Below are 20,614 nucleotides of genomic sequence, written 5' to 3' on the forward strand. Positions count from 1 at the left end.
GCAAAGGTACGAAGATTTTACTTAATGGCTATCGCTTAAAAGGGCTAATTGAAAAAGCATCCTATCAAATATTAAAATAGTAAAATGCCGGATTTTCTTTATATTCAATAAGACCAAACTCAAATTTCCATGCTGGACCTATGGCATACTGGCATAGTTACAAAGCTGGTAAACGAAACCTACAATACGCGCCGTTTCTGGATTCAGGTCCCTGAAATGGAGAGGTTCGATTTTAAGCCAGGGCAATTTGTGACCCTGGACCTCCCTATCCACGAGAAAAAAAACAAACGCTGGCGTAGTTACTCTATTGCTTCCCATCCGGATGGCAGCAATGTATTTGAACTGGTGATCGTATTATTGGAGGGTGGAGCCGGCAGCACTTACCTGTTCAACGAAATAAAGGAAGGCAGCGAATTGTTGTTAAGAGGACCGCAGGGAATTTTCGTATTACCAGAACCGTTAGATAAGGAACTATTCTTCATTTGCACCGGTACCGGTATTGCACCATTCCGCTCTATGGCGCATTATATCCACGAGCACCATCTGCCGCACCCACCTATTCATCTTATTTTTGGATGCCGCTACCAGCAAGACCTCCTATATGCTCAGGAAATGCAGCAATTGGCCAACACAATGCCTGGCTTCCATTACATTCCCACCCTATCACGGGAAGAAAACTGGAACGGGCAAAAAGGATATGTACACAAAGTATATGAAGAGCTCCTGCAGGGAGAACAACGCCCTGCCTACTTTTTTCTGTGCGGCTGGAAAGCCATGATCGACGAAGCCAAACAACGCATACAAGCGCTGGGCTACAACCGGCATGATATACACCAAGAGCTCTATGGTTAACTTACCCCCATATACTCCATTCCGGCAAACCGCGCTATCATTTGCGCAAAAGAAACCCGGGGAAAAACAAAAAGGGCTGCTACTGCTATAAGTACGCGTAAAGCCTAAGCGATAAATTGTACTTATTAAACGGTAGCAGCCGCTTATGAGCTACTAGATAATTTTATTTAATACGAGTTGTTTTACTGTAGACAGTGGGATGCGTTCCTGCTCCATGCTGTCGCGGTAGCGGATGGTTACCGTGCCATCTTCCTTGGTCTGGTGATCGATGGTAACGCAGAAAGGCGTACCGATGGCATCCTGGCGGCGGTAACGTTTTCCGATGGCGTCCTTTTCTTCGTAGAAGCAATAGAAAGCCTGTTTGCAGTCATCCATCAGCTCACGGGCCAGTTCTGGCAAACCGTCTTTCTTAGTGAGTGGAAAAACAGCCAGTTTGATCGGCGCCAGCTTAGCCGGTAAGCGCAATACCACACGGCTGTCCTGTTTTTCAGGCGTACTCAGGTCTTCTTCTGCATAAGCATTACAGATAGTAAGCAGGAACATACGGTCCAAACCAATAGAGGTTTCTATTACATAAGGCACATAGTTCTGGTTAATTTCCGTATCGAAGTACTGAATCTTCTTTTTGCTGTATTCCTGGTGTTGCTTCAGGTCGAAATCAGTACGGGAATGAATACCCTCCACTTCTTTGAAGCCGAATGGGAATTCGTACTCAATATCCACTGCAGCATCTGCGTAGTGCGCCAGTTTGATGTGGTCTTTGAAGTGGTATTTAGCTGGATCAACGCCCAGGCTCAGGTGCCACTGCATCCGCTCTTCCTTCCATTTCTCGTACCATTCCTTTTGTGTGCCAGGGCGTACAAAGAACTGCATTTCCATCTGCTCAAATTCGCGCATACGGAAAATGAACTGACGGGCTACAATTTCATTCCGGAAAGCCTTACCTATCTGAGCAATACCGAAAGGCACTTTCATCCTGCCGGTTTTCTGCACGTTAAGGAAATTCACAAAAATACCCTGTGCAGTTTCCGGACGCAGGTATATTTCGCTGGCTTCGTCAGTTACGCTGCCCAGTTGGGTAGAGAACATCAGGTTAAACTGACGTACTTCTGTCCAGTTGGAGGTGCCGCTAACGCTGCATTTTATATTATTACTTTCTATTAATGTTTTAAGTCCGGCGAAGTCATTTTCTTTCAGCAATTCATCCATCTGAGCCAGGAGGGGTTCGCTGGCTTCAGGGGATAAGGTATCTGCATATCCTTCAATGAGATGATCTACACGGTAGCGTTTGTTGCTATCCTTGTTGTCGATCATCGGATCGCTGAAATTATCTACGTGCCCGGAGGCTTTCCAGGTAGTAGGATGCATAAAAATGGCAGCATCAATCCCCACGATATTTTCGTGCAGCTGGGTCATGCTCTTCCACCAATAGTCCTTAATGTTTTTCTTCAACTCTGCACCGTACTGACCGTAATCATATACCGCACTGAGCCCATCGTATATTTCGCTGGACGGAAAAACAAAACCGTATTCTTTACAATGCGATATAATCGCCTGGAATTTATTCTGATCTGTAGACATAGGGCGCAAAGATAAAGGCCAATTTTGAAAATATGTATGCAATTATTAATTACTATATAAGCGATTATTTATCCCTCTTCTATAATTTCCGGCTCATGGGGAATTTCTACCTGCTTCACCCATACGGCATAGTCGTTAGGATATATTTTTGCCCCGGAATATTGCAGGTAGACGCGGGTAAATACGGCCCCGAAGTACAAAATAGCGGCGGAATAGTATACCCAGAGTAATATAATTACAATAGAACCGGCAGCCCCATAAGTAGAGCTCACCTTACTGGTCCCCAGGTAGTAGCCGATAGCGAATTTCCCCGCCATAAAAAGTATAGCAGTGGTAATAGCGCCCACCCGTACATCTTTCCAGCTGATACGGGCATCTGGCAGCACCTTAAAGATAATGGCAAACAAGGTGGTGATTACCAGAAAAGGCACTACGAAATCGGCCAGGGAAAACAGGATGCCAGAAGTGATCTTGCTGGGAAGCATACTGGTAATAATATGGGAGAACAACTCCATCAAACCATTTACCGCCAGCGACACCAACAGGATAAATCCCATACTTACCACTAAGGAAAAGGAAAGGAGCCGGTTCAGTAGCATCCGCAGCAACCCATTTTTCTGGGGTTTGGATTTTAATCCCCAGATAAAATTAATAGAATCCTGTACTTCTGCGAATACACCAGTAGCACCAATGATCAGGGTGATAAAACCTGCAATGGTAGCCCAATTCATGTCGCCAGAGAGGGAGGCATTCTTGATCATAGACTGGATCTGCAAAGCGGCCTCACTGCCTACCAATCCGCGTATTTGACCATAGATATTCCCTTCAATTGCATCTTTTCCCAGGAAAAGATCACAGAAAAAGATGATGATAATAAGCATGGGGGCAACAGAAAAAATAGTATAGTAGGCCAGCGCAGCGCTGAGCTTAAGCACTTTACCGTCTATAAATGCGCTACCAGACTGCTTTAACACTTGCCAAACCTTGTACAGTTCACCCTGTTTATTCATAGCAATGGGGTTTTAAATACAGTATGCAAAAAACATGCGTACCGTATCAGGATTTTAACTTGGGGTTATTATGATGCCGCTGTGCGTCGCGGATATTTTTCTTTTCAAAGTTCTTTTCTAACGCCACAGTCATATCGATACCTGTTTGATTAGCAATACAGAGCAGTACCCACATCACATCAGCCAGCTCATCTGCCAACAGCATTTTGTTATCGCTCTCCTTAGCCGACTGATCACCATACTTGCGGGCCATAATACGGGCCACTTCTCCTACTTCTTCTGTAAGTATAGCCATATTGGTAAGTTCACTGAAATAGCGCACTCCTGTAGTGTTGATCCAACTATCAATTTTTTCCTGGGCTTCCTGAATGGTCATGAATTAGTTTTTAATAATAAAAATGAAAAATAAAGGCTCCAATCTTGTCACTATTCCCGGTTATGGGAGTCGATAATAATGGTAACAGGACCGTCGTTCACTAGGCTCACCTTCATATCGGCGCCAAAAATGCCTCTTTGAATGGTAGTGCCCATATCCTGTTCCAGTTGGGTGATCATTTTTTCATACAAAGGAATAGCTATCTCTGGCTTACTGGCACGTATGTACGAAGGACGATTCCCTTTTTTCGTAGATGCGTGCAATGTAAACTGGCTCACTAACAGTATGTCGCCATGTATATCTTTAACAGATACATTCATCACACCATTGTCGTCATTGAAAATACGAAGATTCACTATCTTGGCACTCAACCATTGAATATCTTCTATTGTATCTATATCTTCTATTCCCAGCAACATCAGCAATCCTTGTTGGATCTCTCCCGTTATAGCGCCGTCTACAGCAACAGATGCAGCGCTAACCCGTTGAATAACTACCTTCATGCAAATTCTTTTAACGACGGTAAATTAAATAAATCGGTTGAATCTAGGCATGGATAATATCTGCCCATACATTGGTAAGCATCCGGAGAAAAAGCCATATTCCTCTAGTTTTAATAACTTGCCTACCCTAAATCACTTATTATATTATAAATAAACATATATATGAATATTGATATAACCCCTGAAATTACTTTCCGTACGGCCCGCAGCGGCGGTAGTGGCGGGCAAAATGTGAATAAGGTAGAAACCATGGTAGAAGGCTATTTCCATATCATGACATCCTCCCTGCTCACCCCCGAACAAAAAATGGTGCTCACCGAAAAGCTGGCCAACCGCATCAATGCGGATGGAATGTTGCTGGTGAAATCGCAAACGGAGCGCACTCAATTAGGGAACAAACAAATGGTGGTAGCCCGCATGAATGAATTGATTACCAAATCTTTAATCCCCCGTAAAAAGAGAGTGCCCACCAGGCCATCTAAAGCTGTCCGGGAAAGAAGGATGGAGTCTAAAAAACGTTTGTCGGACAAAAAGCAACAGCGCAGAAGGGGAGATTATGAATAATTGGTAACCTGTAATTCGTATTTTGCAGTAAAATTTTTTAGGAATTGAGTAGTATCAAAAAACTGGCAGGACAAACGGTGTATTATGGTTTGAGTAATATAATGAGCAAACTGCTCAATTATTTCCTTACCCCTTTCTATCTGACGATATTAACCCGGGCCTCTTTCGGGGAAATGTCCAACGTATACGCCTATATTCCGTTTGCCAATATTGTGCTCACCTATGGGATGGAAACAGCGTTTTTTCGCTTTGCCAAAAAGGAAAATGAATCGCATATACTGGGCACCTCTACTATTTCCCTGTTACTATCTACCCTTATTATCACGGTATTACTGCTGTTTTTGCGGACGCCCGTTATTAATTCCTATGCTGGAGACCTGGCCGGATTAACGGGACACCCATCATATTATACTTATATTATTCTATTGATGGCCTTCGATGCCCTCTCCGCCATTCCCTTTGCCCAATTGCGGATGGAAGGCCGGCCGGTAAAGTATGCCGCTATTCGTATAGCAGGTATCGTTACCACTATCTTTTTTAATATATTTTTCCTGGTGATCTGTCCAAAGTTATACGCCTCCGGTCACCACTGGCTGCCCAATGCGCAAGCCGGTAGCGGACAAACCGGGTATATTTACCTGAGCAACATGCTGGGCAGCGCCATCACATTGGTCTTATTCCTGCCGCAAATCCGTAAAATAGAATGGAAGTTCGACGCCCTTCTCTGGAAGCAGATGATGCATTACGCACTGCCCCTCATTATCGTAGGCATGGCCGGTATGGTAAATGAAACGTTTGACCGGGCCTGGTTTCTACCGCAGTTCCTGCCTGGCAATAACATGGAAGCCAAAAAAGAAATCATTGCCCTCTATAGCGCCAATTACAAACTGGCCATCCTGATCACCATGTTCATACAGGCATTCCGGTTAGGAGCAGAGCCCTTTTTCTTCAAACAGGCCGAAAGTGCCGACCCTGGGAAAATATACGCCCGTATCATGAAATTATTTGTGATCCTGCTCTGCTTCATGTTCCTGTTTGTAAGCCTGTACCTCAACATCTGGAAAGCTTTTCTGCGGGTGCCTTTCTATTACCAGGGCATGCGTATCGTACCCGTGCTATTGCTGGCCAACATGTTCCTGGGCATCTATTACAACCTAACGATCTGGTTTAAGCTTACCGACCGCACCAAAACCGGTGCCATTATCACCATTATTACCGCACTGCTGGCCTTCCTGCTCAATTACTGGTGGATACCTGTAATGGGATACTATGGAGCCGCGCTGGCTACTATGGTATGCTATTTCATACAAATGGCCATCTGCTATATCCTGGGACAGAAGTACTACCCTATCCCGTACCATCTGCCTAAACTGGTAACCTATATAGGCCTGGCTGTTATTACCTATTATTTGTTCAACTGGCTCAATGTCAGATTTCTATCACCTAAAGACATCTACGCGTTCAAACCACTTCCACTCGCAGTAGCTACTGCGTTATTTGTAGCCTATGCCTGGTTTATCTTCCAGATGGAAAAAAAGGAATTTGCCCGACTGCCATTCATCGGACGGTTTATCCGGTCGTAAGAGAAGGCTTATTGCAGAAAAGGATTGGTCCTTTTTTCGAAGCCAATGCTGGTAGCCGGCCCATGTCCGGGTAATACCCTTACCTCGTCTGGCAGTACAAACAGCTTTTCCCGGATGCTCTGCAATAGGGTAGCGTGGTTACCACCGGGCAGGTCTGTACGGCCAATGCTCTGGTAAAACAAGGTATCGCCGCCAATCACGAACTGTTGCCCGGCACAATAAAAAGCCACACTTCCTGGAGAATGTCCTGGGGTAAGCAACACCGTTAGTTCATCTGTGCCAAATAAAATTTTTTCTCCATCCATCAGATAGCGGCCTGCATTGGGAGAGGGTTCAAAAGGAATGTTATACATCGCTGCCGCCTGTTGAGAACGATCCAGTACCGGTTGTTCCAGCTCATGAAACTCCGGGCGTACGTGGTAAGTATCCAATACCAGCTTATTACCGAAGATATGATCAAAGTGACAGTGCGTATTCAATAATCTTATAACATTTAACTCATGCGTTTGTATATATTGTAATAATTCTTTTCTTTCGTCCTGAAAATAACATCCTGGGTCTATAATTATACATTCCTTTTTTCCGTTAATAAGCAGGAAGGTGTTTTCTTGTAGTGGACCAAAAGTGAATTGTTTTATTTCAATCATTGTAACCCGATTTTTTTAATCTAATTTTAAAAGATCACAATATTATCAATACTTTCTGTATGAACAGATTTATTACCAGGTTATTCTTCTACGGTGCCCTATTACTTGGAACGATAGAATCGCAAGCTCAGACTAATACAGTGGAATTCGGCCAAAATCGTGTACAGTATAAGAATTTTAAGTGGAGATATTATCAAAGCCGCCACTTCAACACCTACTTCAGCCAGAATGGCCTGGAACTTGGAAAGTATGTAGCCCAGATCGCTGAAAAGGAGCTACCTCAGTTGGAGCAATTCATGGAAACCAACCCCCGTCAGCGTATTAATATTGTGGTATATAACTCTTTCGGGGAAATGAAGCAATCCAATATTGGTATCGGCGTGGATTGGCAAAATACGGGAGGCGTCACCAAACTGGTAGGCAACAAAATGATCGTTTATTTTGATGGCAACCATGAAAACCTTCGCCGCCTGATACGCCAGGGTATTGCCCGTATCATGCTGGAAACCCTGCTTTTCGGTGAAGACATCGGCGAATTTGCCGGTAATGCCGCCCTGATCGACTTCCCCAAATGGTTTACAGACGGCTTTATCGCCTATGCAGCCGAAAACTGGACCGCTACACAAGATGAGGAACTGAAACTGATCCTCATGTCTGGCAAGTACAAAAACTTCAACCAACTGGCTTACGATCATAGCCTCCTGGCTGGCAATGCCTTCTGGTATTACGTGGAAAGCAAATACGGTAAAGACGCAGTGCCTTACCTGATGTATATTACCCGTATTAACCGCGGCCTGAAAAAGGGATTTGAACAAGTGCTGAACCAAACCCCGAAAAAAGCGACCCAGGACTTCTTCGTGTTTTACCAGAAAAGGTTCCAGGAAGATAACCGCCGCAGAAAAACATCTGCCAAAGGCCGCACTATTGTAGCCCAGGAAGTAAACCAGAAATCAGATTTCTACCGTTTTAACGCCAATCCTAAAAACAATTCTTACGCAGTAGTAGAATTTAAAAAAGGCGTATACCGGGTACAAATACAACTGGGATGGAACAAGCCTAAAGTGTTGTTGCACAGTGGTGTAATGCAACTGGCTAACTCCGTAGATCCTAACTACCCGCAAATGGCATGGAATACCAAGGGTAACCGCCTGGCGCTTATTTATGAACATGAAGGCAAAACAAAACTGATGATCTACGACCTGGTTACCCGGACGACTATACGCCAGGAACTGCCGCAGTTCGACCGGGTAATCGACTTCAAATACATGCCGGTACAGGAAAATACACTGTTACTGTCTGCTGTTAAAAATGGGCATACTGATATTTTTACTTACAACATCAGCAACTCCAAAACAGACCAGATCACCAACGACGTATATGACGACCTCGACCCTTCATTTGCTGCCTTTCCTGGCAAAAGTGGTATCATTTACGCCTCCAACAGGCCTTCGCCTAAAGGAAGAGGAAGCGATACCTCACTGCTGAAAACGCCGTACAACATCTTCATGGTCGATAACTGGAACAAGAGCTCCGAAAAACAGATCACTCAACTAACTGACCTGTCGTACGGTAACGCCAGACTGCCCATGCAGTATAATACCACACATTTTACCTTCGTTTCTGACGCTAACGGTATCCGTAACCGTTATGCCGGCTTCTTCAAATCACAGGCCGACGGCATAGACTCGCTATACTACATTGGCTCAGAGATCCTCCATAATCCTGATCCGGAAGAACTGGATTCTGCTTTGGCAGCTTACGGTACTAATGCCCCGGATTCTGTGGAAGCAGTAATGCTCACGAAAGATTCTACCTATTCCTTCCCTATTTCCAATTACCCTTACGGTATACAGGAAACAAGGATTTCCGGAGAAAAAGGAGAAGTATCAGAGGTAGTACAATATGCTGATATAAAACGTCTTATGAAATTAAAAGTAGATACAGTAGCGTTAAAGAAAAGGAATATTAACGCCCGCCCTACTAATTTCAGAAGAGCCCAGATGCATGCAGACAGCCTGCGTTTAGGTTTACCTACTTACCTGGCGCCGGTGGTAAAAGATACTACCACGCATACTAATTTCTTCCAGAACGAATTTGGCAATGAGCCGGCCGATACCAGCAGCAGAGCGGTAACTGCCAGCGCCACCAAAGAACCTGCGCTATTTGAGAAGCGGAAAGAAGATGAACAGATCCTGAAAAAATCGAGGCTGATACCTTATAGATTTAAATTTGCCTCCGACTACTTGATCCTGCAATTAGACAACTCCGTGTTGATTAACAAGTATCAACCATTCACAGGTCCGCCAAGCGGCCCTATCCGCCTTACTGACCCGGTAAACGGCTTAATACGTATAGGCGTGAGCGATCTATTTGAAGACTTGAAATTTAACGGAGGCTTCCGTATCCCGTCTTCCTTGCAAGGATCTGAATACTTCTTCACAGCTAACTACCTGAAGAAACGGTTCGACTATAAATTCACTTATTACCGCAAGGTAGATAAGAGCAGTGGCTTCCCGATTCCAGACAGAAATGGTTATGACTCTGCCTTTGTACCTACCAAATTGATCACCAACATTTACCAGGGAGAAATCAAGTATCCATTTGACCAGGTAAGGAGCATCCGCTTATCTGCCGGTATCCGGACAGACAGGTTGGTAATCCAGGCCGTAAATAAAGAAGTGCTGGCCATGTCTGATTTCAAGGAAACATACGCTCTCGGCCGCCTGGAATATGTATACGACAATACCATTAATCCAGCTATCAATATCTGGAATGGCACCCGTTATAAGATCTATGGAGAACTCAATTCCCAGCTCACCAATGGTGGCCTGAATGAGTTGTTTAATCCGCAATCCAGTGCTGCGGCCAGCGGCCGGTTTACTTACAACATGGGGGTAGACATCCGCCACTACGAGAAAATATACCGCAACTTTATCTGGGCCACCCGTTTCGCCATGGATATGTCGTGGGGCACCCGTAAACTGCTATATTACCTGGGTGGAGTAGATAACTGGTTAAATCCGCAGATTAATCTCAATAACCCGATTAACCTGAAAGAAAACTATGCTTTCCAGACCTTAACCGAAAACCTGCGTGGCTATAAACAAAATGCCCGCAATGGTAACAATGCCATGGTGCTGAATACAGAACTTCGCTTACCGGTGTTCGCCACCTTCATTGATAAACCGATCAACTCTGCGTTCCTGCGCAACTTCCAGGTAACCTCCTTTATAGATATAGGTACCGCCTGGAACAAGAGCCTGAACTTTAAGGATGCCAATTACACCACCTATACAGATGTAAGCGGTGTAAGCACCCGTATAAAAGAAGGTTTCCTTGGGCCGTTTGTAGGCGGTTATGGCTTCGGCGCCCGCACTACAATTGCCGGTTACTTCCTCCGCGTAGATGCAGGATGGCCTGCTATCGCCTTCTTCAGAGGAAACCCGATCTGGTATTTCGGTATGGGAGTAGATTTCTAATCATCCTCTTATTGATAAACAACATGGCCTGGTTAGTTACTAACCAGGCCATGTTGTTATAAGGAAAAAACTATCTTACTAATTCTCTGAAAGCTTCTTGTAGGTCTTTACCATCGGATACATCAAGCTAAGAAACACACCCATGCATATGGTAAACGCCCAGGCATGGCGGTTGTCCCACGGATGCAAGAAAATATTCTTTACATCCACCAACAGCGTTAACGGATCTTTTATAATGTCCCAGCTGTTATACCGCAAATACCGGCCAATATACACCCCCATGCCGCACAGCAGCATACAAGCTATACAAATGCCGGGAACGGCTAACCCGGTGCCGCAATAACCAAAGCGATCTTTTCAAGTGCATATGATGATGATTAAAATATATAGGGAATAAATACAACAGCCCCAACAATAGCGGCTGCTATAGCGGCTATCAACACGGCTCCCGCCGCCACATCTTTAATAAACTTTACTTTAGGATGCAGCCCAGGCGAGAGATGATCCATTATTTTCTCAATAACGGTATTCAGCATTTCTGTGATCCATACCAGTGCTATGGCAAATATCACCCATATCCATTCCGGCGTTGCCAACTTATACCAGCAACCGGCAGCTATTACTACCACAGTAGCAACGGCATGTACCCTTGCATGGGGTTCGCTGCGCAGAAAAGCGGCAATTCCATTAAAAGCATATCCAAAGCTGGCCAACCGGTTGCGGATATAAACGTTTCGCATAATTTTTATGATTGATGAATAGTTTTGTTTTTAGACGTATGCTCCCATTTAATAATTGTGCTGAGATACATGACCACCGCCAGGATAATAAAGAGCCCCAGGCTTCCCATCAACAAGGCCTGATCTTCCGCACTGATGATCACATAAATAAATCCGTAGAGCAAGGTAAGGGCTCCTCCTATGCCTGCAGCAATACGGGCGCTTTTAAAAGCCGTTGCGGTATAAACTGTAATAAGCCCGATGGTAAGAATACTAGCAATGATATAAGCCATCATAAAGTTAATTTGTTCTGAAACAGAGATAAGCAGAATATAAAAGATACAAAGGGCTAAACCGATCAGCATATACTGCAATGGATGAAAGGCACGGCGTTGGGATAACTCGATAAAATAAAAAATAAAAAAGGTAAGCCCGATGATCAGTAAAGCATATTTCACAGCACGCAGGGTCATCTGGTAACTTTCCATAGGTATTAACAATTTGATGCCAAAGTCTGCTGTATGGATATTAAATTTTTTACCGATCCAACTTTGGGGGAAACTTCTGTTCAGGTGCTGCACCTGCCAGCCTGCAGTAAAGCCTTTGCTATCTACCTTGCGATTTTGGGGAGGAAAGGCCTCATCGAAAGCCGGATCTTTCCAACTGGAATGAATGCTCACCTGGGTGGTTTTACCAATGGGGGAGAAGCTGATCCGGCCCGATCCTCTGACATTAAGTTCCAAAGAAAAATTCCCCCGTAAAGCGCCTGTATCTCCCGGGTAAAGGACTACAGGAACCTGGACACCATTATTAAACAGGTCGGTGCTCACTACCCCCGGGTTGAACAGGTAATTTTTGCCGTTCCAGGTCATTTGTACCTGGTTGTTGATGCCGTGCAAATCGCTGAGGCCTATCAGCAGCGACGCATGTTCCCAATCTAAGGCGGAAGGAGGGAGATTCAGCAACGCAATGGCATCACCATTAAAAGTGCCGCTCAGCTGCAGCCTGGCGTTATACACAGCCACATTAAAAATACCCTGGTGCAGTTTTTCCGGCAACAATTCACCGTTCACCTTCAACTGCTCCGGCAAAAGATAAGCATAGGTTAGTTCTCCTGTAGGAGCTTTGCAAGGAATGGCCAGCACCGGACCTGTAATATTTTGTTCATTTCCCCAACGGTTACCAATGTCTTTGATAGCCCCTTCCTGCCTGTCGCGACGTTCCCATATCAGGTTTTGTATCAGGTTGGTGGGGATCAGCAAAACTAAAGTCAGTATAATAATCAGCGCTCCTTTAATCGCGTACGCGTATCGATCAAAGAAAGAACGGGGCTCATGTGTAATAGGTTCCATATTTTTTTATTTTAAAAAGCACTTTGCAATACAAAGTTAAAAGACAAAAAAAATTACTTCGTAAACTTGATCATGTGTTCCAGGGCGGCGAGATGCCCTTTAAATGCCTTTTCCCCGGCGGCTGTGATCGCATAGGTAGTATTGGTTTTACGGCCAATAAAACCTTTATGCACTTTGAGATAGCCGTTTTCCTCCAGGGTACTGAGATGTGAGGCCAGGTTACCATCTGTTACTTCCAGCATCTGTTTCAGGTCATTGAAGTTCACTTCCTCATTAACCATCAATACACTCATCACACCGAGGCGTATCCGGCTTTCAAATATCTTATTTAAGTTACCTATCGGGTTCATGTTATTGATTAAATAGCGCTTTTCCTTTCATACTTCCACCACATCAGCACACCATAAACGATATGTAGCACGCCAAATCCTATGCCCCAAAAATAAAGGCCTTTACGCAAATAGAAAAGATTAACTATTCCCAGAACGGTTTCACAAATGCCCAGGTACCGCACGTCATTGAGCGTATATTTACTGGCATTGATCAGCGACAAACCATAAAATACTAGGCAGGTGGGGGCCACCAGTGATTCCAGATGGTTGTACAGCAACCCCGCGATGAAGGCGCCTCCTGCTCCTAATGGAATAGCAATGTTAATTAACACCTTGCGGGCTGTCAGGCCCCAGATAGGCAAGTTGTTTTTCCGTGCCTTCCTCCAGGTGAAAAAAGAACCGCCTATTAGCGCCGCTGTCATTACACAACACCCCAACAAAATCAGGCGGTATTTTAATGTGATGAAATCCGTATGGCTATATACCCCGCTAACATTCCATCTGTCATAATATTCCGTGAGCCAGTTATGCGCTATCAATGCACCTCCCAACCCACTCATGCCGGCAAATATGCCACTTAACCCACTTAGGGAAATAAAACGACTACTCCGCTCCATGAGCCGCTTAATGTCTGTTAGTGCTTGCAAATGTTGCTGGTCTATCATAAAAAAGTACTTTGCAGTACAAAGTTATCAGAAAAATTTAAATATCAAAATATAATTTCTTCTTATAACTACCTTACCTTGAGGATATCATCTTCCCAGAATAGCGATAAATAATATAATATTGTTCTCAGATTATGATTGGCTGGAAAAGAATATTAGCAATAATCATCGGCGTAAGTGTATGGTGTTCGGGATTGATGGCACAACAGCAATATAAAGTCGGTGGGGTGGTCAGAGATGCCCACTCACAGGAAATCATCCCTTTCGCCACTCTTCAGTTTGTACATACCCAAACAGGTATGGTCAGCAATGCAGATGGTAAGTACCTGTTCGAACTAAACGTCATCCCATCAGATTCCCTCCTGGTGCGGGTAATGGGGTATAATATCCTGAAAATGCCTGTTAATAGGATGTTAAAGGAACAAACGATCAATTTTGAAGTAACCCGGTCGGATGTTTCCCTTAAAATATATGAGATAAAAGCCAATGTAAACTTCGCACTCATTCTCCTCAAACAAATCATTAAACATAAGCCAGAGAACAATTATAACCGTCTGGACAATTATAAATACGAGGTATATAATAAGCTGGAACTGGATATGATGAATCTCAATAAAGAGAAACTGGGCAAAAACCGGTTCACCAAACCTTTTGCCTTTATCCTGGACAATATAGACAGTACCTCTGAAGACAAACCCTTTCTGCCCATCTTCCTCACAGAATCCTTGTCGGATTATTATTTTCAGTCGAGCCCCCGTAAAACCAAAGAAATTATTAAGGCGGCCCGTACTTCTGGCATCGACAATGAAAGCGTAACAAAATTCCTGGGCGGCATGTATCAAAATGTGAATATCTACGATAACTTCATCCCGGTATTCGACAAACAATTTGTAAGCCCCATCCATCATAACGGGGCTTTTTATTACGACTATTCCATTGCAGACACACAGTATATCAATGGACAAAGGTTTATAAAACTAAACTTTACGCCTAAACGTAAAGGAGAAAACACCTTTGTGGGCGACCTCTGGGTACACGATACCACCTATGCCGTTCAAAAAACCACCCTGTCTGTACCTAAAGACGCCAATATCAATTTTGTACGCAAAATAAGCCTGATACAGGAATTCCGCCAATTACCAGACAGCACCTGGTTCATCTATAAGGATAAATTTATAGCTGATTTCTGGGCACCCAGTCCCAAGCCGGGCAAAACCCTGGATTTCATTGGCAGGAAAACTACTACTTACAACGATGTAATCATCAACGATACTGCCGCTACCAACATCTTCGGCGACAAAAGATACCCCGAAAATATAGTGGTGCTCGACAGCGCCCGCAGGCGGAAAGAAGCTTTCTGGACCGATAACCGCCCAGAAGATCTCAGCAAAAATGAAGAAGGCATCTACAAAATGGTGGATACCCTCCAAAAAATGCCGCTCTTCAAAACCTATTCCAATACCATCCGCTTTCTGGCCACTGGCTATAAACCTATTGGTCCCATCGAATGGGGACCTTACTACTACCTGTTTTCCCAAAACAGGCTGGAGGGCTTCCGGCTACGGTTAGACCTAGGCACTACGCCGCAATTCAATAAAAACCTGTACCTGTATGGCTACCTGGCATATGGTTTTGGCGATCATGTGTACAAGGGGAAGATGTCTGCTTTATGGCTCCTGAAACGACATCCCCGCATGTACCTTTATGGCTCTTTTACAAAGGACCTCGACAATGGCACCCATTACTACGATGAAGTAGGAACCGATAACATTTTTACCCTTGCTATCCGTAAAAAAGGCGTACCGCAAAAGTTTCTCATGGTAGATGAAAAGCGATTGGAATTTTTCAAAGAATATTATAGCGGATTCTCCCATCAGCTATCTATTGCATATAAAGAGGATAGGCCCTATGCACCTTTACCTACGGTAGCATATTATCCAAAAGATGTGGACAACCGCGACCCGCTTACCAGCATGGAAGTGGAGCTGAAACTACGCTATGCATTTCAAGAACAATTTCTGGAAGGCAATTACTACCGCGTTAGCCTGGGTAGTAAATACCCAATCACAGAACTGAAAATGGCAATAGGTATTCCAGGCATCATCAACAGCGGGCAGCAATATAAAAAGGTATCCCTCAGCGTATCCGACTACGTTAAGGTACCTCCTTTCGGTTCCTTCTACTATAACGTTTTTGGTGGCAAAATTTTTGGCACCCTACCTTATACTTCACTGGAAGTACATCCCGGCAACGAGATCTATTATTATAACAAATATGCGTTTAACATGATGAACCGTTTCGAGTTCATCAGCGACCAATACATAGGCTTCAACGTAGAACATACCATTGGTAATGGTATATTCGGTTATATCCCCCTGATCAAAAAGCTGAAATGGCGCCAGTTCTGGACAGCCAAAGGAGTAATAGGTTCTTTGTCTGAAAGCAATAAAGCGCTCAACCTGAATAACGGTTATCCCTTCAAAACCTTGCAAGGTAATCCCTACCTGGAGCTGGGTACTGGTATCGAAAATATCTTCAAGTTCCTGCGCGTAGATTTTATCTGGCGGGTAACTCCCGACGTTACTCCCGGAGAGCCGGCAAATAAGCGTTTTGGCATATTCGGCAGCTTCAAGCTACAATTTTAAAGCACTAGTAGCTAGATGCTACTATCACCTCACAAGCCCATTTAATTTCCTCCGGTGTAATCACCAATGGAGGTGCAATCCGCATGCATTCGGCAGCAAAAAGGAACCAGTCGGTGAGCACACCACGTTCAATACAACGGTCGATCACCTTTTTATTGATGGCAAAATTCTCAAACTCTACGGCGATCATCAGCCCAAGGGAACGAACCGATTTAATGGCCGGATGTTGCAGTTGCTGCAGGAAAAGCTGCTCTTTTGCTTTCACATCTTTTACCAGATCCTGATCCAACAAAACCTTAAAAGCCGCAAGTCCTGCCGCACAACTTACCGGATGGCCGCCAAAAGTAGTGATATGCCCTAATACAGGGTTATTCGTGAGCGTCCACATTACTTCACGTGAAGCAATAAACGCTCCAAGGGGCATCCCTCCTCCCAGAGCCTTGCCCAATAGCAATATATCCGGTGTAATCCCAAATTGCTCAAACGCCCACAGCGAACCATTCCGGCCAAAGCCGCACTGAATTTCATCAAGTATGAGCAAGGTACCGGTAGCAGTGCATTTTTCACGTAAAGCGTGTAACCATTCCCGTTGTGGCACTATCACCCCACCTTCTCCCTGTACGCTTTCGGCTATTACGGCTGCCGTTTTACGGGTAATCAGCTCCAGCGAATCAAAATTATTGTACTCCAGGTGTTGTATGCCTGGCAGTAAAGGCCGGTAAGCATTGCGCCAATATTCATCTCCCAGGATGCTCAATGCGCCTTGCGTAGATCCATGATAGCTGCGGTTAAATGCGGCGATCTCTGTTCTACCAGTATATCGCTTGGCGAGCTTCATAGCGCCTTCTACCGCTTCTGCACCGGAGTTGGTAAAGTATACGCTATTTAATTGTTCAGGAAGGTGTTGGGTAAGCAATGTAGCAAATGCTACCTGTGGCGACTGCACAAATTCGCCATATACCAGCAAGTGCATATATTGCTGCGACTGTTCCTGTATTGCCTTCACCACTGCCGGATGACAATGTCCTATATTACATACGCTAATCCCCGCGATCAGATCGAGATAACGTTTATCATTTACATCCCACATGTACATGCCAGATGCTTTCACGATTTCCAATGCCAATGGGGCGTCTGAAGTTTGCGCCACATGCTGCAAAAAAAGTTGCCTGTTGTTCATATCTCTTCTGCTCTGTTGTTTGCGAAGTTAGAAAACAACTGCTAATTAGTAATTGTTATATTTGCCATATAAGCACTAAAACAGATAAATATGGCCCACATCATTCCACTCAAAGGAAAAACCCCTCAGATTCCTGATGATTGCTTTGTAGCTCCTAACGCCACTATTGTAGGAGACGTAGTAATCGGTAAAGGATGTACAGTATGGTTCAACGCAGTAGTGCGTGGTGATGTAAACAGTATCCACATCGGCGATAACGTAAATATCCAGGATGGCGCCGTTATTCATTGCACTTACCAAAAAACCAAAACCATTGTAGGTAACAATGTGTCCATTGGACACAATGCCATTTTACATGGTTGCAAGGTAGACGATAATGTACTGATAGGCATGGGTTCTATCGTAATGGACAATGCCCACATCAGCAGCAACAGTATTATTGCCGCCGGCGCTGTGGTGCTAAGTGGCACACATGTAGAACCAGGCACTATCTACGCCGGTGTTCCTGCAAAAAAAATAAAGGATATTGATATGGCCCTGATCAAAGGAGAGATCAACCGCATTTCTAAAAACTATGGCATGTACGCTTCCTGGTACCAGGAAGCAGAAGAGGTAAAAGAACCATAATATGTTATAAAAATTTATTATTATATTGCAGGCAAACTCCCTCCCTATGAAAATAGTTTTATGCCTGCTCATATTGGGCTGCATCCTGTTTACAAGCTGTTCATCGCAGAAAACAGGATGTCCGTCCACTAATTATTATACGAAAGAGGTTAAGCAGCATAACCGTAAGGCGGGTAAACAAATGCGTTTATTTTAAAATATTACTTATGCGCCGCACTGCTGCTATCACCTTTTTACTCATTAGCCTGTTATGTACTGCCTGCCGTACCCAAAAGAAAGGCTGCCCGCAACCCAGACGTAACTGGGGTGCAGAAAAAGTAATCGACGAATTAAATAAGCCAGGAAAAGGCTAATCCGGAAACCGCAATATACGCGGCCCGATACGCCCCCATTAAAGCCGGCAGGGCTCTAAATAGATGGAATTGGCCTAAACTGCCAAAAGCCAGTATTAATATTGCTCTTCCTCAATCGTTTCCAGTATAGTAGCGTAGCTCACATATCTGTCAGGATCAATTGCCCCTTCTTCCACAGCTGCTTTTACCGCACAACCTGGCTCATTGATATGCAAACAGTTATTAAACTGGCACTGAGGGATATAGGGTAGCATTTCCAGGAAATAGTGCGATAATTCTGCTTTGGGAATATCTACGATACCAAATTCCCTTACACCGGGAGTATCTATCAGGCAACCGCCAAAAGGCAGGTCGAACATCTCTGCAAAAGTAGTGGTATGCAAGCCCTTTCCACTCCAACCGCTCACCGCTTTGGTTTTCAGGTCCAAACCAGGCATCAGCAAGTTAATAAGCGTAGACTTACCCACACCGGAATGCCCAGACATCAACGTGGTTTTATGCTGCAACAAAGCCCTCACTTCGTCGATCCCTTCATTACGGGCTGCAGATATCAATAGCACATCGTACCCGATATTACTATACAGGGCTTCCAGCTCCTCAAACCGCTCCAATTCTTTCTCCTTATAGATATCCACCTTGTTGAACAACAATACTACCGGAATATGATACGCTGCTGCGGTTACCAGAAACCTATCTATAAACCCCTGCGAGGTGCGAGGCTCCTTTACGGTACAAACCAATACCGCCTGGTCCAGGTTAGCGGCAACAATATGTTTTTTGTTCTTTCCGTGTGGAGAGCTGCGTACGATATAATTCTTGCGGGCGCCGATTTCCGTTATCATGGCATTTTTTGCATTGGCGTCGCTATCATCAGCCACAATTTCCACAACATCACCTACGGCAATAGGGTTCGTAGAAGTAATATCTTCATCTTTCTTGAAAATACCTTTTATCCTTGCCTGGAATGTTTCACCTGTGGCCGTTTTCACCACATACCAGCTTCCCGTTGATTTATATACTGTTGCTTGCAATACTTTTTGATATTTTGAAGAATACCAAAGGTAGGAGGAATTTCGGATTTTGTCTTGCTCTACATTGGGTTGATTTTGCAGAGCAAGACGAAACCAGGCGCCTAAGGCAGGCTTTTGAAAAGGCTGTAACGCAATACCACTTCGAGCAATATGCACGCCAGCGCTATCATAGCCAGGGGAAAGAAATGCTCTGCAAATCGCTTATAGGAGGTAATTTCCACCTTGGTCTTTTCCAGTTGGTCAATTTCGTTATAGATACTTTTCAGGTCGTTTGTATTAGTAGCGCGGAAGTACTTTCCGCCAGTTTCCTTGGATATTTTCTTCATCAGCGGCTCATCTATCTGCACGTCCTGCATCACCATCTGCACACTTCCGTCGGCCATTGGCATGGGAAAAGGAGCTTTGCCAATAGTGCCCACCCCAATAGTATATACGCGTATCTTGAATGCTTTGGTAATTTCAAGCGCAGTGAGAGGATCTATCAGCCCCACGTTATTAACCCCGTCTGTAAGCAGGATAATCACCTTGCTTTTGGCATGGCTGTCGCGCAAACGGTCTACCGAAGTAGCCAACCCCATACCAATAGCGGTGCCATCCTGCAACATACCGCTTCTAATAGACATGATCTGGTTTTTCAATACTGCATGATCGGTGGTGATGGGGCATAGTGTAAAGCTTTCGCCAGAAAACACCACAAGACCCATACGGTCGCTGATACGTTTATCCACAAAATCCATGGCCACTCTTTTAGCTGCCTCCAAACGGTTAGGCTGCAGGTCTTCGGCCAGCATACTACCAGATATATCGATCGCCATCACAATATCAATACCCTCACTGTCTATGCTCTCAGAAGTATTAGACGTTTGAGGGCGCGCCAATGCTACGATGAGTGCCACCACCGCTAAAATCCGCAGTGCCGGCAGAAGGGGCCGGAAACGGACCTTCCAGGATACCGGCAGGCCTTTGAGCCCTTCCAGTGAAGAAATCATCATTACGCTCTTCCGCTTATTGCGGCGGAAAGCGTACCAGTATATCAATACAGGCACCAGTAGCAATAGCCACAGAAAGGCCGGGTAGGCAAATTCAATATTTTTCCATGTTGAGAAATCCATCAA

20 protein-coding genes are annotated in these 20,614 nt (G+C 44.5%); 7 read left to right on the forward strand and 13 right to left on the reverse strand.

Annotation, left to right across the window (positions count from 1 at the left end; genetic code table 11):
- The first annotated feature begins 129 nt into the window (after positions 1-129).
- Positions 130-852 carry a ferredoxin--NADP reductase gene (locus tag ACDQ55_RS02120; protein ID WP_420979394.1) on the forward strand — a complete coding sequence of 241 codons (723 nt, stop codon included), beginning with the start codon at positions 130-132 and terminating at the stop codon, positions 850-852.
- A 153-nt stretch (positions 853-1,005) separates the two neighbouring features.
- Here the strand turns inward: ACDQ55_RS02120 and ACDQ55_RS02125 are convergent, their stop codons facing one another.
- The 4 genes from ACDQ55_RS02125 to dtd form a co-directional block, all read right to left on the reverse strand.
- Complete coding sequence (locus ACDQ55_RS02125; RefSeq protein ID WP_420979395.1) at positions 1,006-2,433, reverse strand: glycine--tRNA ligase; 1,428 nt, start codon at positions 2,431-2,433, stop codon at positions 1,006-1,008.
- Positions 2,434-2,501: 68 nt separating this feature from the next.
- Entirely contained in the window at positions 2,502-3,443 is a 942-nt protein-coding gene (locus tag ACDQ55_RS02130; protein WP_420979396.1) for a YihY/virulence factor BrkB family protein, read from the reverse strand.
- 46 nt (positions 3,444-3,489) lie between these two features.
- On the reverse strand, positions 3,490-3,819 hold the full coding sequence (locus ACDQ55_RS02135; RefSeq protein ID WP_420979397.1) for a nucleotide pyrophosphohydrolase: 330 nt from the start codon (positions 3,817-3,819) through the stop codon (positions 3,490-3,492).
- A 50-nt stretch (positions 3,820-3,869) separates the two neighbouring features.
- The gene (gene dtd, locus ACDQ55_RS02140; protein ID WP_420979398.1) at positions 3,870-4,322 is read right to left on the reverse strand and encodes a D-aminoacyl-tRNA deacylase; all 453 of its coding nucleotides are present in this window, start codon (positions 4,320-4,322) and stop codon (positions 3,870-3,872) included.
- Positions 4,323-4,484: 162 nt separating this feature from the next.
- Here dtd and arfB point away from each other — a divergent pair, with 162 nt between their 5' ends.
- Both arfB and ACDQ55_RS02150 read left to right on the forward strand, forming a co-directional pair.
- Positions 4,485-4,886 (forward strand): alternative ribosome rescue aminoacyl-tRNA hydrolase ArfB, encoded by a 402-nt coding sequence (gene arfB, locus ACDQ55_RS02145; RefSeq protein ID WP_420979399.1) that lies wholly within the window; start codon positions 4,485-4,487, stop codon positions 4,884-4,886.
- Between the two features lie 44 nt (positions 4,887-4,930).
- The gene (locus ACDQ55_RS02150) at positions 4,931-6,469 is read left to right on the forward strand and encodes a polysaccharide biosynthesis C-terminal domain-containing protein (protein WP_420979400.1); all 1,539 of its coding nucleotides are present in this window, start codon (positions 4,931-4,933) and stop codon (positions 6,467-6,469) included.
- A gap of 8 nt (positions 6,470-6,477) precedes the next feature.
- Here ACDQ55_RS02150 and ACDQ55_RS02155 read toward each other — a convergent pair whose 3' ends face one another.
- A complete protein-coding gene (locus tag ACDQ55_RS02155) occupies positions 6,478-7,116 on the reverse strand; it encodes an MBL fold metallo-hydrolase (protein WP_420979401.1) in 639 nt (212 codons plus the stop codon).
- Positions 7,117-7,175: 59 nt separating this feature from the next.
- On the opposite strand from ACDQ55_RS02155, the gene ACDQ55_RS02160 reads away from it, so the two are divergent.
- A complete protein-coding gene (locus ACDQ55_RS02160; protein WP_420979402.1) occupies positions 7,176-10,595 on the forward strand; it encodes a hypothetical protein in 3,420 nt (1,139 codons plus the stop codon).
- A 78-nt stretch (positions 10,596-10,673) separates the two neighbouring features.
- Here ACDQ55_RS02160 and ACDQ55_RS02165 read toward each other — a convergent pair whose 3' ends face one another.
- The 5 genes from ACDQ55_RS02165 to ACDQ55_RS02185 all read right to left on the reverse strand — a co-directional run bounded on the left by ACDQ55_RS02165 (position 10,674) and on the right by ACDQ55_RS02185 (position 13,663).
- Complete coding sequence (locus ACDQ55_RS02165; protein ID WP_420980425.1) at positions 10,674-10,907, reverse strand: DUF1361 domain-containing protein; 234 nt, start codon at positions 10,905-10,907, stop codon at positions 10,674-10,676.
- Positions 10,908-10,972: 65 nt separating this feature from the next.
- On the reverse strand, positions 10,973-11,335 hold the full coding sequence (locus tag ACDQ55_RS02170) for a diacylglycerol kinase family protein (protein ID WP_420979403.1): 363 nt from the start codon (positions 11,333-11,335) through the stop codon (positions 10,973-10,975).
- A gap of 5 nt (positions 11,336-11,340) precedes the next feature.
- Positions 11,341-12,666 (reverse strand): cell envelope integrity protein CreD, encoded by a 1,326-nt coding sequence (gene creD, locus ACDQ55_RS02175; protein ID WP_420979405.1) that lies wholly within the window; start codon positions 12,664-12,666, stop codon positions 11,341-11,343.
- A gap of 53 nt (positions 12,667-12,719) precedes the next feature.
- Entirely contained in the window at positions 12,720-13,016 is a 297-nt protein-coding gene (locus ACDQ55_RS02180) for a winged helix-turn-helix domain-containing protein (RefSeq protein ID WP_420979406.1), read from the reverse strand.
- A gap of 8 nt (positions 13,017-13,024) precedes the next feature.
- Complete coding sequence (locus tag ACDQ55_RS02185; protein WP_420979407.1) at positions 13,025-13,663, reverse strand: hypothetical protein; 639 nt, start codon at positions 13,661-13,663, stop codon at positions 13,025-13,027.
- Positions 13,664-13,797: 134 nt separating this feature from the next.
- Between ACDQ55_RS02185 and ACDQ55_RS02190 the strand changes: the two genes are divergently transcribed.
- Complete coding sequence (locus tag ACDQ55_RS02190; protein ID WP_420979408.1) at positions 13,798-16,308, forward strand: DUF5686 family protein; 2,511 nt, start codon at positions 13,798-13,800, stop codon at positions 16,306-16,308.
- A gap of 4 nt (positions 16,309-16,312) precedes the next feature.
- Here the strand turns inward: ACDQ55_RS02190 and ACDQ55_RS02195 are convergent, their stop codons facing one another.
- Positions 16,313-17,488, reverse strand: a complete 1,176-nt coding sequence (locus ACDQ55_RS02195) for an aspartate aminotransferase family protein (RefSeq protein WP_420979409.1) — start codon at positions 17,486-17,488, stop codon at positions 16,313-16,315.
- A gap of 90 nt (positions 17,489-17,578) precedes the next feature.
- Between ACDQ55_RS02195 and ACDQ55_RS02200 the strand changes: the two genes are divergently transcribed.
- Both ACDQ55_RS02200 and ACDQ55_RS02205 read left to right on the forward strand, forming a co-directional pair.
- The gene (locus tag ACDQ55_RS02200; protein WP_420979410.1) at positions 17,579-18,115 is read left to right on the forward strand and encodes a gamma carbonic anhydrase family protein; all 537 of its coding nucleotides are present in this window, start codon (positions 17,579-17,581) and stop codon (positions 18,113-18,115) included.
- Between the two features lie 206 nt (positions 18,116-18,321).
- Positions 18,322-18,468, forward strand: coding sequence for a hypothetical protein (locus ACDQ55_RS02205; RefSeq protein ID WP_420979411.1), 147 nt, complete (start codon positions 18,322-18,324; stop codon positions 18,466-18,468).
- A 95-nt stretch (positions 18,469-18,563) separates the two neighbouring features.
- On the opposite strand, the gene rsgA is transcribed toward ACDQ55_RS02205, so the two are convergent.
- Together rsgA and ACDQ55_RS02215 are read right to left on the reverse strand one after the other, a co-directional pair.
- The gene (gene rsgA / locus ACDQ55_RS02210; RefSeq protein WP_420979412.1) at positions 18,564-19,499 is read right to left on the reverse strand and encodes a ribosome small subunit-dependent GTPase A; all 936 of its coding nucleotides are present in this window, start codon (positions 19,497-19,499) and stop codon (positions 18,564-18,566) included.
- Between the two features lie 101 nt (positions 19,500-19,600).
- Positions 19,601-20,611: a vWA domain-containing protein gene (locus ACDQ55_RS02215; protein ID WP_420979413.1), complete on the reverse strand. Its 1,011-nt coding sequence runs from the start codon at positions 20,609-20,611 to the stop codon at positions 19,601-19,603.
- Positions 20,612-20,614: the final 3 nt, after the last annotated feature.

It is taken from the genome of Chitinophaga sp. 30R24, from assembly GCF_049056765.1.
Lineage (GTDB): Bacteria > Bacteroidota > Bacteroidia > Chitinophagales > Chitinophagaceae > Chitinophaga.

Bases quoted from the DNA above. Each gene is read 5' to 3' on its own strand.
- ACDQ55_RS02120 (WP_420979394.1), top strand. From the start codon at position 130: ATGCTGGACCTATGGCATACTGGCATAGTTACAAAGCTGGTAAACGAA.
- ACDQ55_RS02125 (WP_420979395.1), bottom strand. From the start codon at position 2,433: ATGTCTACAGATCAGAATAAATTCCAGGCGATTATATCGCATTGTAAA.
- ACDQ55_RS02130 (WP_420979396.1), bottom strand. From the start codon at position 3,443: ATGAATAAACAGGGTGAACTGTACAAGGTTTGGCAAGTGTTAAAGCAG.
- ACDQ55_RS02135 (WP_420979397.1), bottom strand. From the start codon at position 3,819: ATGACCATTCAGGAAGCCCAGGAAAAAATTGATAGTTGGATCAACACT.
- dtd (WP_420979398.1), bottom strand. From the start codon at position 4,322: ATGAAGGTAGTTATTCAACGGGTTAGCGCTGCATCTGTTGCTGTAGAC.
- arfB (WP_420979399.1), top strand. From the start codon at position 4,485: ATGAATATTGATATAACCCCTGAAATTACTTTCCGTACGGCCCGCAGC.
- ACDQ55_RS02155 (WP_420979401.1), bottom strand. From the start codon at position 7,116: ATGATTGAAATAAAACAATTCACTTTTGGTCCACTACAAGAAAACACC.
- ACDQ55_RS02160 (WP_420979402.1), top strand. From the start codon at position 7,176: ATGAACAGATTTATTACCAGGTTATTCTTCTACGGTGCCCTATTACTT.
- ACDQ55_RS02170 (WP_420979403.1), bottom strand. From the start codon at position 11,335: ATGCGAAACGTTTATATCCGCAACCGGTTGGCCAGCTTTGGATATGCT.
- creD (WP_420979405.1), bottom strand. From the start codon at position 12,666: ATGGAACCTATTACACATGAGCCCCGTTCTTTCTTTGATCGATACGCG.
- ACDQ55_RS02180 (WP_420979406.1), bottom strand. From the start codon at position 13,016: ATGAACCCGATAGGTAACTTAAATAAGATATTTGAAAGCCGGATACGC.
- ACDQ55_RS02185 (WP_420979407.1), bottom strand. From the start codon at position 13,663: ATGATAGACCAGCAACATTTGCAAGCACTAACAGACATTAAGCGGCTC.
- ACDQ55_RS02190 (WP_420979408.1), top strand. From the start codon at position 13,798: ATGATTGGCTGGAAAAGAATATTAGCAATAATCATCGGCGTAAGTGTA.
- ACDQ55_RS02195 (WP_420979409.1), bottom strand. From the start codon at position 17,488: ATGAACAACAGGCAACTTTTTTTGCAGCATGTGGCGCAAACTTCAGAC.
- ACDQ55_RS02200 (WP_420979410.1), top strand. From the start codon at position 17,579: ATGGCCCACATCATTCCACTCAAAGGAAAAACCCCTCAGATTCCTGAT.
- ACDQ55_RS02205 (WP_420979411.1), top strand. From the start codon at position 18,322: ATGCGCCGCACTGCTGCTATCACCTTTTTACTCATTAGCCTGTTATGT.
- ACDQ55_RS02215 (WP_420979413.1), bottom strand. From the start codon at position 20,611: ATGGATTTCTCAACATGGAAAAATATTGAATTTGCCTACCCGGCCTTT.